We start from the raw sequence: 17965 nt of genomic DNA, 5'->3' as shown, positions 1-17965 counted from the left end.
ACATAACAACACGACACCGGCACCTGCATCAGGCACAAGCCACAGCACATCAGGCCGGCATCAGGCTACGGGCGAGCCAAGATCGCTGCCGGCAGGACGCTGGAAGATGCGCAGGCCGAACTCTGACGCCATAACGATGGCATAGTCGAGCACCTCACCCTGAAACAGCTCGAAGGGTTTCCAGTCGGGGAACACCGAGAAGCAGTAAAGCTCGAGAGGCAGGCCCTCGGGCGTGGGCTGAAGCATGCGTGCCATTATCATAAGGTCTTTGTTGACGTTGGGGTGGCGCGACATGAAGTCCATCATAAAGTTGCGGTACACCTGCGTGTTGGCAACGGGCCTGTCAGCAGAGTCATACTGGCCTTTGGCTATATATCCTTTCTCTTCGTAGCTGCGCAGTTCGTCAGGCGAACAGAAGTGTACGGTGTTGGCGTCGATGTTGACCGACAGCTTCAGTCGGCGTCCGCCCGCCTCGCGCATGCCGCGCCAGTTCTGAAACGAGTCGCTCACGAGCAGATAAGGCGGTATGGTGGTGATGGTCTTGTCGAAGTTCTGCACCTTGACAGTGGTGAGCGACACTTCCCTTACATATCCGTTGGCGCCATACTTGTTCATGGTTATCCAGTCGCCCGGACGCAGCATATCGTTGGCCGTAAGCTGCACGCCGGCCACAAGACCGAGGATGGTGTCCTTGAAAATCAGCATGATGATGGCAGCAGAAGCGCCAAGACCGGCAAGCACGGTGCCGGCACTCTTGTTGACGATGATGCTCACCACGAGGATGAAGCCCACCACAACGGCCATGAGGTTGAACATCTGATAGATACCCTTCAGCGGCCGGTTACGCAGCTTCTGGTGCTCGCTGGATATCTCGTAGAGCGAATGGAGAAACTCGCTTATAAAGAACAGCGACACCACCACAAGGTAGATGTTGCAGGCCTTGAGCAGCACGGGCAGCACACTGCTGTCAGCAGCAAAGGCAAACGGCAGCAGGACATACCACAACACGGGAGGTATGATGCGGCGGAAGGCTTTCATCACACGGTCGTTGAACAGATAGTCGTCCCATGTGGCCTTGGTGCGCTCGGTAAGCTTCTGCACTGCCGGCATTACAACATAGCGGAACAGCGCCGTGCAGAGATACGAAACAAGACCTATGGCAAACAGGGCCGTGAGCGGATATACCCACGACAAAACGCTCTCGGACACACCGGCTGTGTGGCGGAGAAAACTTAATATATAATCATCTAATCTATCCATCTGACTTTTCTGTATATCTTCAATTTGGCACAAATTTAAGAAATAACGCCGAAATAAACGAACAAAAGTATGCCTAGATTATACTGCCGGAACATATATAAAGGAATATGGCACCTAAGATATAAACAAAAAGCAAAAAATATTGACAAGATTGCGGAAAAAGTAGTAAGTTTGCCTGACTGAAAGAAAATACAAAATGAAAATCATCAAATTCTTAAAAGACTGGACGCTTATCATCGCCATCATTACCGGCATTGCTGCCTATTTTGTCTACACGGCAATACCCGCGCTGCAACCTACTCACCACTTTGCCCTCAAAGCCATCGAGCTGCTGCAGCCCATGCTGATATTTGCCATGCTGTTTATCACATTCTGCAAGGTGAACCCCAAGAAGCTCCGCCTGTGCAAGTGGCATCCGTGGCTGCTGCTCTTCCAGGCCGGCACATTCACAGCCATAGCCGTAGCGCTTATGCTCATGCCGCACAGCGGACTGCGCATTGTGCTCGAGGGTGCCATGATATGCCTAATATGTCCTACGGCCACGGCCGGTGCGGTGATAACAAAAAAACTTGGCGGAAATGTTAACCACATAACCACATACACTATACTGATAAACATCATTACGGCGGCATTCATACCGGCACTTGTGCCGTATGTACATCCCAATCCGGAGCTCGGCATACTTAATTCGGCAATGCTGATACTCGGCAAGGTGTTCCCGTTGCTGCTTCTGCCCCTGCTGGCTGCCATCCTGCTGAGATATCTTTCGCCAAGACTCCACTTCACGATATCTCACTACAGCGACCTGAGCTTCTATCTTTGGGCAGTTGCGCTTACGCTGGCCATGACCGTCACGACACGCACCATTGTTCATGCCGACGTGGCCATTGCCACCGAACTCGGCCTAGTGGCAGCATCGCTTATCAGCTGTCTGCTCCAGTTCTGGCTCGGACGCAAGGTAGGTGCGTTATACAACGACAAGATTACGGCAGGACAGTCGCTTGGACAAAAGAACACCGTGCTGGCAATATGGATGGGATACACCTTCTTCACACCGATAACGGCAGTAGCCGGCGGCTTCTACAGCATATGGCACAACGTGATAAACTCTTATCAGCTTTATCAGCACAGAAAGCAGGAAGAGAGCAAGAATGAAAACAAGTGATGGCCGGCTGCATCCGGATAAAACCTAAGAAATATCAGTAACACACCTTTATAGACTTTAACCAGCCTATTCTTTAATCAACATTTTGCCGGTTAGGGATTATCTTATATTAGCTATCCCAAACCGGCAAAATGCATATTAAGGCACATCGCAGATACGTTACGATCAACCCCAAATCATTAAGCATATAAGACTTATTCCGCCTGGTTCATTGCAGTCTTATCCGTCTTTCTTTTTTCTGTTGCTACCGTGCAGTCAACATATTCCTTAGACAATCCGGCCATGGCAGCAAATAACAAAAGATAAAGAGGTGGAAACATAATGGCAAGTTGGAGTTAAGCCCAAATCGGTTATTAACCGATTCGCTCAATAGAAACAAAAAAGACAGGCCGAAGGCATGAATGCCCAAAATAGATAAAGCCAAGTGCGGTATAATGGCAGATTGGGGTTAAACCATCAAACATACGGCAATGCACTCAAGGACAGACCAAATATAATAAAACAATAATGGCCATCAGAAAATTATCAGAAGCCTCATACACAGCCCTAATATTTTCTAATGGCCAAGATCTTATTCTACTCTGAATTCTTAAAATTCAGAATTATTCAATTACTGCTTTACAACAACCTTTCTTGTTGTTCCGTCAGACATCTTAACGATATTGATGCCCTTTGCAGGAGCGCTGAGCTGCACGCCGTCAATAGTATAGCGGGCAACTTCCTTAACTTCCTTCTCTGAAGGATCAACAACGTTGATACCTGTACCAAATGTACCAACGGCTCTCTCTGCAGCATTTACAATCTCACCAGTCTCTGTGTTGATAAGCATTGCAACAACCTTCAGCTTTGACTTATCCTGCAAGAGGTTGAACTTGCTGGCAGAAGTAACGCCATTAGAAAGATCGAAAGTTGTTTCATGACGCTGAACTGCATCTGCTACAAGGGGAGCAGCTATTGAGCCCTTGATACCTTCAGCTACATCCTTGGCCATAATGGCAACATGATCATAAACCATATCCTTTATCTGCTCACCTTTTTGTGTATACTCGTAAATATAAGGTTCATTCTCAGCACCAGTAGCTCCAGAATAATAGTTAGTCTGCCACCAGTTGCTCTCGCTGCCCTGCAAACCGTCAGCAAGCAGAACATAAGCCAATGCATAAGGAGCATTATTGCTGCTGTAGAAGAACTGCACGTCGGTAATTACATTTATTTCAGTCTGGCTTTCGTTCCACTCCGGCCATACAGACATTTCAGCTTCTGTCAAAGTAAGACTTGCTTCAAAATCGTCAAGTACACCAAGCAGTTGACTCTGTGATGTGCCGAAATATGGGTCAATAGAAGGACCTCTGTTTATGAATGCAGATGGGTAACCCTGAACCGTTGCCATGACAGAATTATAGTCAGTAATTCTCATCGGGTCGTCATAGTTCATCTTTCCGTGTACGGCAATACCGATGAACGACTCAGGATATTTGTCTGCCAATGCAGCCATACCTGCATATCCGCGAGTACAATATCCACAACCTGTAGCTGTAAATTCCTCTACAACAGATCTGCGCTTAATAGCATTTGTGAGAACAATTAAAGAACCTTTGCATGTTGCATTGACTGTTTCGTTGGGCTGTCCGTTTACCTTAGTAATAACAATTTCTTTTTCTTCCTCTTTTGCCTCATTGCCGGCTGTCAATGGGATGTTAATCACACCATTATTGTTAAATTCAACATTATCCAAGTTTACAGTGTTTTCTGCAGATGTCTCTCCAGTTGCAACATCCTTAACTGTATAAGCCACAGAAGTCATTGGTGTTACACCATCATTTTTGATCATTGCAGAAATATTAACATTACCGTTTTTCATTGTAATTACTCGACCTATATTGTCTGAAACAAATGAAGCGGCATTACCGAGGAAATTGTCACCTGACATTGAAACCAATGTCAACAAGTTTCCAAAACCATAGCTTGCCATGTTGTCCCATTTGCCCTGCAGACAAACGTATCCTCCGTATTCATCACAATAGCTAGAGCCATCAAAGGCAATAGGATATTGACCGGCCTGTGAAGTGAGTGATGTAACATCAAACGAATAACCGACATAACAGCCCTCTGCAGGAATTGTATAGTTTTCAACTGTTACGATTTCAGGATTTCCGTCAACACTAATTGAAGTTGTAGGAGTAATGTCTTTCAAAAATTCGCATCCTGAAGAAGTGATACTACTTGGCAGATCCTTTGCAATCCAGCACTTAACATTTTTTACAACTTTATGGTCTATCAGGTAAAAGCCCACCTGGTCGATTTTATTACCAGCGAACTTTCCTGGTACAAAAATAGCACAATCATAATGATCTGTACCTGCTCCTACACCAACATAGGTATCTCCCTGAGCATAAGTGAAAACCACTCCCTCGGCAGCAGCACGAGTCGGTGCCATTTTCTCAATCTTATTATACTTGAGTCCTAAACCGGCCTCATTCCGCTGAAATGCCTGTGCATTTGCTATACAGCAAAACGCAACAAAAGCGGTTACCAAAGAAAGTAATCTTTTAATCATAACGCAATTATTTTAAATTAAACATCAATAATTCAATAATTATATAAATCAAAATTGATATAAGGCTGACATTACTCAAAACATCCAACAGCTTTACATTATAATATTGGGAATAGCCATACTGCTATCCATCTAGAATAAAGTATATATCTGCTGTGTTATTTTTCATAAGCCTTTAATTTAAACATCCAAAGATTTTGGTTTGCAATAAACGCAAGACCATCTCTTTCAGAGATTAACAAGGATTTCAATAATATTTTTAATTCCACAAATATATGAAATTTTATAATGCAAACAAATTTTTTAAAAGAAAATAAATAAATTTCTTTAATTTGGATATAACATATAAGCAAAACGGCGATGCATGTTAACATTGCATCGCCGTTTTGCTTATATAGTTTTAGCCTTGAAATTATTCTTTCTCAGCTGTCTGCTTTTCGCTATAGTCAATCACATTCTTGCGGTTTGCCTGTATACGGTCATAATCCTCACGTGAACCTACAATAATTTTTTCGAATTCACGCAGACCAGTACCGGCCGGAATAAGGTGTCCGCAGATAACGTTCTCTTTCATTCCTTCCAGATAGTCTACCTTTCCGCGGATAGCAGCCTCGTTGAGCACCTTGGTTGTCTCCTGGAATGATGCAGCAGACATGAAGCTCTTAGTCTGAAGAGCAGCACGTGTGATACCCTGCAGGATCTGAGTCGATGTTGCAGGAACGGCATCACGCACCTGAACAGTCTTAAGGTCGCGGCGCTTCAGAGTTGAGTTCTCATCACGCAGCTTGCGGGCTGAGATAATCTGACCCTTCTTAAGAGTCTCGCTGTCGCCGGCGTCGGTAACAACTTTCTTACCCCATATACGGTCGTTCTCCTCAGCGAAGTCGAGTTTGTCGACAATCTCCTGCTCAAGGAAGGTTGTGTCACCCGGATCATTGATCTGCACCTTGCGCATCATCTGACGAACGATGATTTCAAAGTGCTTGTCGTTAATCTTCACACCCTGCAGACGGTATACGTCCTGTACTTCGTTTACGATATACTCCTGAACGGCTGTAGGACCCTTGATTGAAAGGATGTCGTTAGGCGTAATAACACCGTCTGACAGAGGAGTACCGGCACGAACGGCATCGTGCTCCTGAACCAGAATCTGCTTTGACAGAGAAACGAGATACTTGCGCTGCTCGCCTGTCTTTGAGGTAACGATAATCTCACGGTTACCGCGCTTAACCTTACCCATTGTAACCTCACCGTCGATTTCACTCACTACGGCAGGGTTAGACGGGTTGCGGGCCTCGAAGAGCTCTGTTACACGTGGAAGACCTCCGGTGATGTCACCAGCCTTACCAACTGTACGAGGAATCTTAACGAGGGTTGCACCGGTCTTGACGGTCTGACCATCTTCAACAACAACGTGACCACCCACAGGGAAGTTGTATGTACCGACAACATCGCCGTTCTTATCTACGATATCACAGGTAGGCACCTTGCTCTTATCCTTAGACTCAGTGATAATCTTTTCGGTAAGACCTGTTGTATCGTCGGTCTCAGAGTGGAACGTAACACCGTCGATAACGTCGCGGAACTTCAGCGTACCGGCATACTCAGTTACGATAACGGCGTTGAACGGGTCCCAACGTGCAATCATATCACCCTTCTTAACGATAGAGCCGCCCTTGAAGTAGAGTGAGCTTCCGTAAGGAACGTTCAGAGTAGAAAGCACGATGTTTGTGTTAGGATCAACGAAACGGATTTCGGCCAGACGGCTTACGACCATCTCACACTGAACCTCGCCATTGTCACCTTCTTCAACAAACGGCACGGTACGAAGCTCATCGAACTCGATGCGGCTGTCGTTCTTGGCAACGATAGATGCATTGGCTGCAGCATTGGCAGCCACACCACCGGCGTGGAACGTACGAAGTGTAAGCTGTGTACCCGGCTCACCGATAGCCTGAGCTGCGATGACTCCGACAGCCTCGCCCTTCTGCACCATGCGGCTTGTGGCAAGGTTACGGCCGTAACACTTCATGCAGACACCCTTCTTGCTCTCACAAGTAAGCACAGAACGGATTTCAACGCTCTCGATCGGGCTGTCTTCTATAATCTGAGCTATAGGCTCTGTAATTTCCTCACCGGCAGCAACAATAAGCTCGCCTGTGTTAGGATGTATAATATCGTGAACTGACACACGGCCGAGGATACGCTCATACAGAGAAGAAATAACCTCATCGCCATTCTTCAATGCTGTACATACAAGTCCGCGCAGAGTTCCACAGTCTTCCTCTGTAATGATAACGTCATGAGAAACGTCAACAAGACGACGTGTAAGATATCCAGCGTCGGCAGTCTTCATAGCGGTATCCGCAAGACCCTTACGGGCACCGTGGGTAGAGATGAAGTACTCGAGCACGCTCATACCTTCCTTAAAGTTAGAAAGAATCGGGTTCTCAATAATCTGAGCACCTTCAGCTCCTGCCTTCTGCGGTTTTGCCATAAGTCCACGCATACCGGCCAACTGACGGATCTGGTCTTTAGAACCACGGGCTCCAGAGTCAAGCATCATGTAGACGGCGTTGAATCCCTGGTCAGCCTCAGTCATCTCCTTCATCAGGACGTCACCCAACTCGTTATTTACGTGTGTCCAGGCGTCAATTACCTGGTTGTAACGCTCGTTGTCTGTGATGAATCCCATGTTATAGTTGTCGGTAATCTGACGTACTTCCTCATTACCTTTTGCAACGAGGTCGGCCTTCTCCTTCGGAATGATGATATCGTCAAGGTTGAACGACAGACCAGCCAGATATGCCATACGATAACCAAGGTTCTTGATACCGTCGAGGAACTCGCAGGCACGGGCAAAGCCCACAGCCTTAATTACGTCGGCAATAATATCGCGAAGACTCTTCTTAGAGATAATCTTATTTACATAACCAACTTCTTCAGGTATGATGCCGTTGACAATCACACGGCCGACAGAAGTCTCAACCATCTTGTCAACAAGTTTTCCGTCTGCATCAAGGTCTTTCACAACAACCTTTACCTGAGCATGGAGGTCACACTTGCCTTCATTGTGCGCAATGATTGCCTCTTCCGGACCATAGAACGTAAGTCCCTCACCCTTTGCACCCGGACGAATCTTTGTAATATAGTAAAGTCCGAGCACCATATCCTGTGAAGGCACTGTGATAGGCGCACCGTTGGCAGGGTTAAGGATGTTGTGGCTCTGAAGCATCAGAATCTGTGCCTCGAGCACTGCCTCATTGCTCAATGGAAGGTGAACAGCCATCTGGTCACCGTCGAAGTCGGCGTTGAACGCAGTACATGCCAACGGATGGAGCTGAATAGCCTTACCTTCGATAAGTTTAGGCTGGAATGCCTGAATACCAAGACGGTGAAGTGTAGGCGCACGGTTGAGCAATACAGGGTGTCCCTTCATCACATTCTCGAGGATATCCCAGATAACCGGCTCGCGGCGGTCCACAATTTTCTTTGCGCTCTTTACAGTCTTGACGATACCGCGCTCAATGAGCTTACGGATGATGAACGGCTTGTAGAGCTCTGCAGCCATAAGCTTAGGCAGACCGCACTCGCCCATCTTCAACTCAGGACCTACAACGATAACTGAACGTGCTGAATAGTCGACACGCTTACCGAGAAGGTTCTGACGGAAACGTCCCTGCTTACCTTTCAGTGAGTCAGACAGAGACTTCAGCGGACGGTTAGAATCGCTCTTAACGGCACTGCTCTTGCGTGAGTTGTCAAACAAGCTGTCGACAGCCTCCTGCAACATACGTTTCTCGTTACGGAGAATAACCTCAGGAGCCTTAATCTCCATAAGTCTCTTCAGACGGTTGTTACGTATGATGACACGACGATAAAGGTCGTTGAGGTCAGATGTTGCAAAACGACCACCATCCAGCGGAACCAACGGACGAAGCTCAGGAGGAGTAACAGGAATAATCTTCATGATCATCCACTCGGGCTTGTTTATGTTGCGGCTTCCGCGGAATGCCTCTACAACCTGCAGACGCTTGAGGGCCTCGGTCTTTCTCTGCTGAGAAGAGTCGCTGTTGGCACGGTCGCGAAGCTCATAAGAAAGAGAGTCGAGATCGATATTTACCAACAGATCATAGATTGCCTCGGCACCCATCTTGGCGATGAACTTATTCGGGTCTGTATCGTCAAGATATTCGTTGCCGTCGGGCAGGTTGTCCATGATGTTTACATATTCGTCTTCTGTAAGGAAGTCCATCTTGTGAGAACCGTTGATTTCAACGCCCTCAGAGTCTGTACGGCCTTCCATTACACCCGGCTGTATTACGATATACTTCTCGTAATAAATTACAGAATCGAGTTTCTTTGTCGGTATACCGAGCAGGTAACCTATTTTGTTAGGCAATGAACGGAAATACCAGATGTGTGCAACAGGCACAACGAGCTCGATATGTCCGGTGCGCTCACGGCGCACTTTCTTCTCTGTAACCTCTACACCGCAGCGGTCGCAGACAATGCCTTTATATCTGATGCGCTTATATTTACCGCAGGCACACTCATAGTCCTTTGTCGGACCAAAGATGCGCTCGCAGAAAAGTCCGTCGCGCTCAGGTTTATATGTACGATAGTTTATGGTCTCAGGTTTGGTAACCTCGCCAAAAGAACTTTCGAGGATTTCTTCCGGTGATGCAAGTCCGATAGTAATCTTCGTGAAATTACTCTTTATCTTTGAATCTTTCTTGAAAGCCATAATTCTTGTTTATATTTGTTATGTAAAGAGTTTCGTTATTAATCAAGGGTAACACTTAAGCCAAGACCACGGAGCTCGTGCAGCAGCACGTTGAGAGACTCCGGTATGCCCGGTGTAGGCATAGGCTCGCCCTTGACGATAGCCTCGTAAGCCTTTGAACGGCCTACTACGTCATCAGACTTGATGGTAAGGATTTCCTGAAGCACATGGCTGGCACCGAATGCCTCGAGAGCCCAAACCTCCATCTCACCAAAACGCTGACCACCAAACTGTGCCTTACCTCCAAGAGGCTGCTGTGTGATAAGAGAGTACGGACCGATGCTGCGGGCGTGCATCTTATCTTCAACCATGTGGCCGAGTTTAAGGAAGTATGTGATACCTACCGTTGCCGGCTGGTCGAACATCTCACCTGTCTCACCGTCATAGAGGTGTGTTGAGCAGAGGCGCGGCAGACCAGCCTTGTCGGTCCACTCCTGAAGGTCGTCGAGTTTGGCACCGTCGAAGATAGGTGTTGCGAACTTGACGCCAAGACGTTTACCGGCAGCACCGAGAATAGCCTCAAATATCTGTCCGAGGTTCATACGTGAAGGCACACCCAGCGGGTTAAGAACCAAGTCTACAGGACGTCCGTCCTCGAGGAACGGCATATCTTCCTGACGTACAATCTTAGAAACGATACCCTTGTTACCGTGGCGACCGGCAAGCTTATCACCTACGCCGATCTTACGTTTCTTGGCAACGTAAACCTTAGCCATCTGCAGGATGCCTGAGGGCAGCTCGTCACCGATTGTAATTGCGAACTTACGGCGCTTGAGTTCTGCGTCCAGGAGCTTGTACTTCTTGATGAAGTTCATAATCAGCTTCTGTATCAGCTCATTAGTATGTTCGTCGTTAGTCCAGTTGTTTGACTGTATTCCGTCATATTCAAGGTTCTTCAGCTGAGCCATTGTGAACTTGCTTCCCCTTGTAATAATCTCAGCTCCGGTATAATCCTTGATACCCATAGACGTCTTGTCGTCTGTAAGAGTGAGGAGCTTGTCAACAAGGATATCCTTCAGGTCGTCTATCTTAGCAGCATACTCTTCGTCGATCTTAGCCAGAACGATCTTGTCCTGCTGCTTAGAAGAACGTGTCTTAACGGCACGTGAGAACAGTTTCTTGTCGATAACGACACCGGTAAGAGAAGGATTGGCCTTAAGTGAAGAATCCTTCACGTCGCCAGCCTTGTCGCCGAAGATAGCGCGGAGCAGTTTCTCCTCAGGTGAAGGATCGCTCTCACCCTTAGGTGAAATCTTACCGATAAGGATATCGCCCGGCTCTACACGAGCACCAACTCTGATTATACCATTGTCATCGAGGTCTTTGGTAGCCTCTTCACTGACGTTAGGAATGTCGCTTGTGAACTCTTCCATACCGCGCTTTGTCTCACGAACGTCGAGCGAATATTCATCCACATGTACTGAAGTAAGAATATCCTCACGCACTACACGCTCGTTGAGCACGATAGCGTCCTCATAGTTGTATCCCTTCCAAGGCATGTAAGCAACAAGCAAGTTGCGTCCGAGTGCCAGCTCGCCGTCCTCTGTAGCATATCCTTCTGTAAGGATGTCGCCCTTCTTTACACGCTGTCCCTTGTCGCAAATAGGACGGAGGTCAACGGTCATGTTCTGGTTAGTACGGCGGAACTTAGGTATTCTGTACTCCTTGAGAGCAGGCTCAAAGCTTACGAACTCTTCTTCCTCAGTTCTGTCATAAAGGATACGTATTGTAGTTGCATCAACATACTCGATTACGCCATCGCCTTCGGCTGTGATCATAGTACGTGAGTCAACGCATACCTGCTTCTCAATACCGGTACCTACGATAGGAGCCTCATTGTGAAGCAGAGGAACTGCCTGGCGCATCATGTTACTACCCATCAACGCACGGTGAGCATCGTCGTGCTCCAAGAAAGGAATGAGTCCGGCAGCAATAGATGCAATCTGCTGAGGAGATACGTCCATAAGGTCAACCTCCGAAGGAGGCACTACGGGGAAGTCGGCATCCTGGCGACACTTAACCACTTCACGGATAAACGTACCGTCGTCGTTCAGCGGAGCATTGCCCTGACCGATGATATGGTCTTCCTCCTCTTCAGCAGTAAGATAAAGTATATGGTCATTGTCGAGATCAACAATTCCGTCCTTAACCTTGCGGTAAGGAGTCTCGATGAATCCCAACTCATTGATTTTAGCGTAAACACAAAGAGACGAGATAAGTCCGATGTTAGGACCTTCAGGGCTCTCAATAGGACAAAGGCGTCCGTAGTGTGTATAGTGAACGTCACGCACCTCGAAACCGGCACGCTCTCTTGACAGACCGCCAGGACCAAGGGCAGACAGACGGCGCTTGTGAGTTACTTCGGCAAGCGGGTTGGTCTGGTCCATGAACTGTGACAACGGGTTAGTACCGAAGAACGAGTTGATAACACTCGATATTGTCTTGGCGTTGATAAGGTCTGTAGGAGTGAACACCTCATTATCGCGAACGTTCATACGCTCTCTGATGGTACGGCTCATACGTGCCAGACCGATAGAGAACTGGTTGCTCAGCTGCTCGCCTACTGTACGTACACGGCGGTTGCTGAGGTGGTCGATATCGTCTACAGTGGCGTTAGAGTTAACCAGCTGTATAAGATATTTGATAATTTCGATTATATCTTCTTTAGTCAGGATACGGACATCCATGTCTGTATCAAGACCTAACTTCTTGTTGATACGGTAACGGCCTACATCACCCAAGTCATAACGTTTGTCAGAGAAGAACAGGTTCTGAATAACCTCACGTGCACTTGCGTCATCGGCAGGGTCTGCATTACGCAGCTGACGGTAGATGTAGAGCACGGCTTCCTTCTCAGAGTTACTCGGGTCTTTCTGTAATGTGTTGAAGATTATTGAATACTTGCTTGCAGAATCAATATCCTTGTGGAGAAGAACTGTCGAAGCGCCACTGTCGATAATGTCGTCGATGTTGTCCTTTGTGATTTCTGTCTCACGCTCCATGATAACCTCGTTACGCTCGATAGAAACAACTTCACCGGTATCCTCATCAACGAAGTCCTCATTCCAGCTCTTCAAAACCCTCGCAGCAAGCTTACGGCCAATGGCATCCTTCATATTCTTCTTGTTGACCTTAACTTCCTCAGCCAGGTCGAATATCTGAAGAATATCCTTATCGGTCTCGAAACCGATAGCACGCAAAAGTGTTGTAACAGGCAACTTCTTCTTACGGTCGATGTATGCATACATCACATTGTTGATGTCGGTTGCAAACTCAATCCATGAGCCCTTGAACGGGATGATACGTGCCGAATAAAGCACCGTACCGTTGGCGTGAACGCCCTGTCCGAAGAACACACCGGGAGATCTGTGCAACTGTGATACAACAACACGCTCGGCTCCATTTATGATAAATGTGCCGTTATCAGTCATATAAGGAATTGTGCCGAGGAAAACATCCTGAATGAAAGTACCGAAGTCCTCATGGTCAGGGTCTGTACAATACAGTTTCATCTTAGCCTTCAGGGGCACGCTATATGTAAGTCCGCGCTCAAGACACTCGTCGATGGTGTAACGGGGCGGGTCGATATAGTAATCCAAGAACTCAAGAACGAAATTATTACGTGTGTCGGTGATAGGGAAATTTTCAGCAAAGACCTTATACAAACCGTCATTCTTGCGTTCCTCAGGCGGAGTATCCAACTGTAAGAAGTCTCTGAAAGACTTTAACTGCACATCGAGGAAATCCGGATACGGCATCGGATTCTTCACGCTGGCAAAATTCACTCTGTTATCAACAATTTTTGAAGCCATTACAGATTTTTATTACCGTTAAAAATGCCACCTTGAAAATAAATGGCCGCAGATTTCAAAGTCATGAATCTTGACCTACACCTTGCAGCGGTGGTTGACTGCATGGTATTAATAAAAGACACAAAAAGGTTAAGACTCTCCGACTGGGAGAATCTTAACCCGAAATATTTTTTATTGTCTCAATTATTTGAGCTCAACCTTAGCGCCAGCCTCTTCGATAGCCTTCTTCAGGTTCTCAGCCTCGTCCTTAGACAGACCTTCCTTCAATGTAGAAGGAGCACCGTCTACGAGATCCTTAGCCTCTTTCAGACCAAGACCACAAGCCTCTTTAACGGCCTTAACTACCTGCAGTTTTGCACCACCAACCTCAGCGAGTACAACATCGAAAGATGTCTTCTCCTCAGCTGCGGCTGCAGCACCACCTGCAGCAGGACCAGCAGCAACAGCAACAGCTGCAGCAGCAGGCTCAATTCCATACTCGTCCTTCAGGACTGTTGCCAACTCGTTTACTTCCTTAACTGTCAAATTTACTAATTCTTCAGCAATAGCTTTAATATCTGCCATTTTATTTTAAATTTTAATGTTTTTAAATATTAATGTTTGGGTGTTAAAATTACTCAGGACGCTCGCCTAAAGTTTTGAGTACACCATGGATGGTGTGAGCGCCTGACTGAAGAGCAGAAACAACGTTCTTTGCAGGAGACTGCAGCAATGCAACAATGTCTGCAATAACTTCGTCCTTGCTCTTGAGAGCTGCGAGTTCTTCCAGCTTGTCAGCACCAACATAGATGCTTTCCTCTGCATAAGCAGCCTTCAATGCAGGAATACTCTCTTTTACATAACCTTTCAGCATCTTAGCTGGAACGTTAGCTGTGTTGCAGAAGAGAACAGCAGTGTTACCCTTCAGACAGCCATACAAAGGCTCATAATCAACATCCGAAGCCTCGAAAGCCTTGTGAAGAAGAGTGTTCTTTACAACGACCATCTTGATTTCGTTCTTGAAGCACTCGCGACGGAGCTTGCTTGTAGCACCAGCATTCATACCTGTTACATCAACGAGGTAGAAATGAGAATACTCTTTCAGCTTCTGACCGAGTTCAACAACTATAGTATCTTTTACTTCTTTCTTCATCTTACAAAACTTTTAGAGTTATTCAACTGATTTAGGATCAATCTTGATACCCTTACTCATAGTGCTAGAAATAAAGATACTCTTGATGTATGTACCTTTAGCAGCAGAAGGTTTCAGTTTAATAACAGTAGCGATAAATTCTTTCGCATTCTGATAGATCTGTTCCGGAGTGAAAGAAACCTTACCAATTGATGCATGGATGATACCGGCCTTGTCAACCTTGAAGTCGATCTTACCCTGCTTAACCTCCTTGACAGCCTTTGCAACGTCCATAGTTACAGTACCGCTCTTAGGGTTAGGCATCAAGCCACGCGGACCAAGAACACGTCCTAAAGGACCAATCTTGCCCATGCATGACGGCATTGTGATGATAACATCAACATCTGTCCATCCACCTTTGATCTTTTCGATATACTCGTCAAGACCTACATAGTCAGCACCTGCTTCTTTTGCAGCAGCTTCAGCATCAGGAGTACAAAGGCAGAGCACGCGTGTAACCTTACCAGTTCCGTTAGGCAGAGACACAACGCCTCTTACCATCTGGTTAGCCTTACGCGGGTCAACGCCCAAGCGTACATCAATATCAAGAGAAGCGTCAAACTTGGTAGTAGTAATATCCTTAACCAACTCTGCAGCCTCTTTCAAAGAGTATGCTTTCCCTGCTTCAACCTTATCAGCTACTGATTTTTGATTTTTTGTCAGTTTACTCATTTTCTTGAAGTTATAAATTATTTACCAGGGAAGTCCCCTTTAACTGAGATGCCCATACTTCTAGCCGTACCAGCAACAAGCTTCATCGCAGACTCTACGGTAAAGCAGTTAAGATCAGCCATTTTGTCTTCTGCAATGGCACGGATCTGATCCCATGTCACAGAAGCCACTTTTCTACGGTTAGGCTCGGCAGAACCACTCTTAACCTTGGCTGCCTCCAGCAGCTGAACAGCAGCAGGAGAAGTCTTAATTTCGAAGCTGTATGACTTATCGGTGTAGTAAGTGATAACAACCGGAAGCACTTTTCCAGCCTTATCCTGAGTTCTGGCGTTGAATTCCTTGCAGAATCCCATGATGTTAATACCCTTTGAACCGAGAGCCGGTCCAACTGGTGGTGAAGGATTCGCAGCGCCACCTTTAATCTGTAATTTGATTAATCCAGCAACTTCTTTAGCCATTTCTTTTGTTAATTAAAAAAATTTGAGATTTTATAAAAGAACACACGTGTCCGTAACAACACGTTATTCTTTTGCAACTTGCATAAAACCTAATTCCAATGGAGTTTTACGTCCAAAGATCTTAACCATAACCTTAAGTTTGTGCTTCTCGGTATTCACTTCTTCAATGACACCGCTAAAGCCGCTGAACGGTCCATCAGTAACCTTCACTGTCTCGTCAACACAGAACGGAATATTTACTTCTTCCGTCAGCACTGACTCTTCAGCCGTTCCAAGGATACGGTTGATATCAGACTGCTTAACAGGGGTAGGATTATCCAATCCGCCCAAGAAGCCAAGTACGTTAGGTATGAAGCGCAGTGTATGTGCCACGTCTCCTTTCAGTTCTGCCTCTACGAGGACATAGCCCGGGAGAGAAATCTTCTCTTTAACCACACGCTTGCCATTACGCAAAGAAGCATGCTTCTCCATAGGTATAAGTACCTGAGAAACATAAGTTGAAAGAAGCGTGTTGTGCTTAAGTTCGGCATCGATATATTCTTTTACCTTAGCCTCCTTACCACTGACAGCACGCAATACATACCACTTTTTTCCTGATTCAGCCATTTTCCTTTTTACGATTAATTAGGATAGATCGTACTCATAACAAACCGGAACACGGAATCCATAATGAACACTACAACTGCAATGATCAAGGAAGCAGATAATACAACCATTGCACTATGAGTAAGTTCGGCACGTGTCGGCCATGTTGTTTTATGCACAAGTTCTTCGTAACAAACTTTGCAGTAATTTGCGAATTTTTTAAACATATTATCTTTATTTTGGCACGGGAAGAGAGGCTCGAACTCCCGACACCTGGTTTTGGAGACCAGTGCTCTACCAACTGAGCTATTCCCGTAAAATAGGTTCTCGCCGGAAGACGAGAACCTAAAACTTATATCATTGATAATGATTAATCGATGATTTCAGTAATCTGACCAGCACCTACTGTACGACCACCTTCACGGATAGCGAAGCGCAGACCTACGTTCAATGCAACAGCGTAGATAAGCTCAACAGTGATTGTTACGTTATCACCAGGCATTACCATTTCTACGCCTTCCGGCAGAGAGATTTCACCTGTACAGTCCATTGTACGGAGGTAGAACTGAGGACGATACTTGTTTCCGAACGGAGTGTGACGTCCACCTTCTTCTTTCTTCAGTACATAGATCTGAGCCTTGAACTTCTTGTAAGGTTTGATCTGACCCGGGTGGCAGAGTACCATACCACGCTTGATTTCGTTCTTGTCGATACCACGGAGAAGCAGACCTACGTTATCACCAGCTTCACCTTCGTCAAGAATCTTACGGAACATCTCAACACCAGTTACAACTGACTTCTTGTCTTCACCAAGACCGAGGAGCTCAACTTCGTCACCAACCTTAACACGGCCAGTCTCGATACGACCTGTAGCAACAGTACCACGACCTGTGATTGAGAATACGTCCTCAACAGGCATCAGGAACGGTTTGTCGAGGTCACGCGGAGGCAGCGGAATCCACTCGTCAACAGCAGCCATCAGCTCCATTACCTTCTCTTCCCACTTCTCAACACCGTTAAGTGCACCAAGAGCAGAACCGCGGATAATAGGAGTATTGTCGCCATCATACTCGTACTGATCGAGAAGCTCACGCATTTCCATCTCAACGAGCTCAAGCATTTCCTCATCCTCAACCATATCACACTTGTTCAGGAATACAACCAGACGAGGAACGTTTACCTGACGAGCGAGAAGCACGTGCTCACGTGTCTGAGGCATAGGACCATCAGTTGCAGCAACAACGATGATAGCACCATCCATCTGAGCAGCACCTGTTACCATGTTCTTTACATAGTCAGCGTGTCCCGGGCAGTCAACGTGTGCATAGTGACGGTTTTCTGTTTCATACTCTACGTGTGCTGTATTGATAGTAATACCACGCTCTTTTTCCTCAGGAGCGTTATCGATAGAGTCAAAAGACTTAACTTCAGAAAGACCTTTCTTTGCCAATACTGTTGTGATAGCAGCAGTCAGAGTAGTCTTACCGTGGTCTACGTGA

The 17965-nt window shown here is 46.4% G+C and carries 12 protein-coding genes and 1 tRNA gene; 1 reads left to right on the top strand and 12 read right to left on the bottom strand.

What is annotated here, in order from left to right; genetic code table 11:
• Positions 1-60: 60 nt before the first annotated feature.
• The gene (locus QVO66_RS09045; protein ID WP_021855159.1) at positions 61-1260 is read right to left on the bottom strand and encodes a mechanosensitive ion channel family protein; all 1200 of its coding nucleotides are present in this window, start codon (positions 1258-1260) and stop codon (positions 61-63) included.
• 196 nt (positions 1261-1456) lie between these two features.
• Between QVO66_RS09045 and QVO66_RS09040 the strand changes: the two genes are divergently transcribed.
• Complete coding sequence (locus QVO66_RS09040; protein ID WP_021855158.1) at positions 1457-2425, top strand: sodium bile acid symporter family protein; 969 nt, start codon at positions 1457-1459, stop codon at positions 2423-2425.
• 610 nt (positions 2426-3035) lie between these two features.
• Here the strand turns inward: QVO66_RS09040 and QVO66_RS09035 are convergent.
• The 11 genes from QVO66_RS09035 to tuf all read right to left on the bottom strand — a co-directional run.
• Positions 3036-4862, bottom strand: coding sequence for a hypothetical protein (locus QVO66_RS09035; protein ID WP_288172773.1), 1827 nt, complete (start codon positions 4860-4862; stop codon positions 3036-3038).
• Between the two features lie 532 nt (positions 4863-5394).
• Positions 5395-9729, bottom strand: a complete 4335-nt coding sequence (gene rpoC / locus QVO66_RS09030; RefSeq protein WP_021855154.1) for a DNA-directed RNA polymerase subunit beta' — start codon at positions 9727-9729, stop codon at positions 5395-5397.
• A 38-nt stretch (positions 9730-9767) separates the two neighbouring features.
• A complete protein-coding gene (gene rpoB / locus QVO66_RS09025; RefSeq protein WP_021855153.1) occupies positions 9768-13580 on the bottom strand; it encodes a DNA-directed RNA polymerase subunit beta in 3813 nt (1270 codons plus the stop codon).
• Between the two features lie 183 nt (positions 13581-13763).
• Positions 13764-14144, bottom strand: coding sequence for a 50S ribosomal protein L7/L12 (gene rplL / locus QVO66_RS09020; protein WP_021855152.1), 381 nt, complete (start codon positions 14142-14144; stop codon positions 13764-13766).
• Between the two features lie 49 nt (positions 14145-14193).
• Complete coding sequence (gene rplJ, locus QVO66_RS09015) at positions 14194-14712, bottom strand: 50S ribosomal protein L10 (protein ID WP_021855151.1); 519 nt, start codon at positions 14710-14712, stop codon at positions 14194-14196.
• Between the two features lie 18 nt (positions 14713-14730).
• Positions 14731-15423, bottom strand: a complete 693-nt coding sequence (rplA, locus tag QVO66_RS09010) for a 50S ribosomal protein L1 (protein ID WP_021855150.1) — start codon at positions 15421-15423, stop codon at positions 14731-14733.
• Positions 15424-15440: 17 nt separating this feature from the next.
• Entirely contained in the window at positions 15441-15881 is a 441-nt protein-coding gene (rplK, locus tag QVO66_RS09005; protein ID WP_021855149.1) for a 50S ribosomal protein L11, read from the bottom strand.
• 63 nt (positions 15882-15944) lie between these two features.
• Entirely contained in the window at positions 15945-16487 is a 543-nt protein-coding gene (gene nusG, locus QVO66_RS09000) for a transcription termination/antitermination protein NusG (RefSeq protein WP_021855148.1), read from the bottom strand.
• 14 nt (positions 16488-16501) lie between these two features.
• On the bottom strand, positions 16502-16693 hold the full coding sequence (gene secE, locus QVO66_RS13660; RefSeq protein WP_082335246.1) for a preprotein translocase subunit SecE: 192 nt from the start codon (positions 16691-16693) through the stop codon (positions 16502-16504).
• A gap of 13 nt (positions 16694-16706) precedes the next feature.
• Positions 16707-16782: transfer RNA gene (locus QVO66_RS08995), tRNA-Trp, on the bottom strand.
• 54 nt (positions 16783-16836) lie between these two features.
• Positions 16837-17965, bottom strand: a 1129-nt coding sequence (tuf, locus tag QVO66_RS08990) for an elongation factor Tu (RefSeq protein WP_288172772.1), incomplete at its 5' end; no start/stop codon positions are given.

The organism is Prevotella sp. CAG:255 (genome assembly GCF_000431195.1).
GTDB lineage: Bacteria > Bacteroidota > Bacteroidia > Bacteroidales > Bacteroidaceae > Prevotella > Prevotella rara.
Note: the sequence above shows the minus strand (reverse complement) of the source record. Positions and strands in the feature narration are given on the sequence as shown.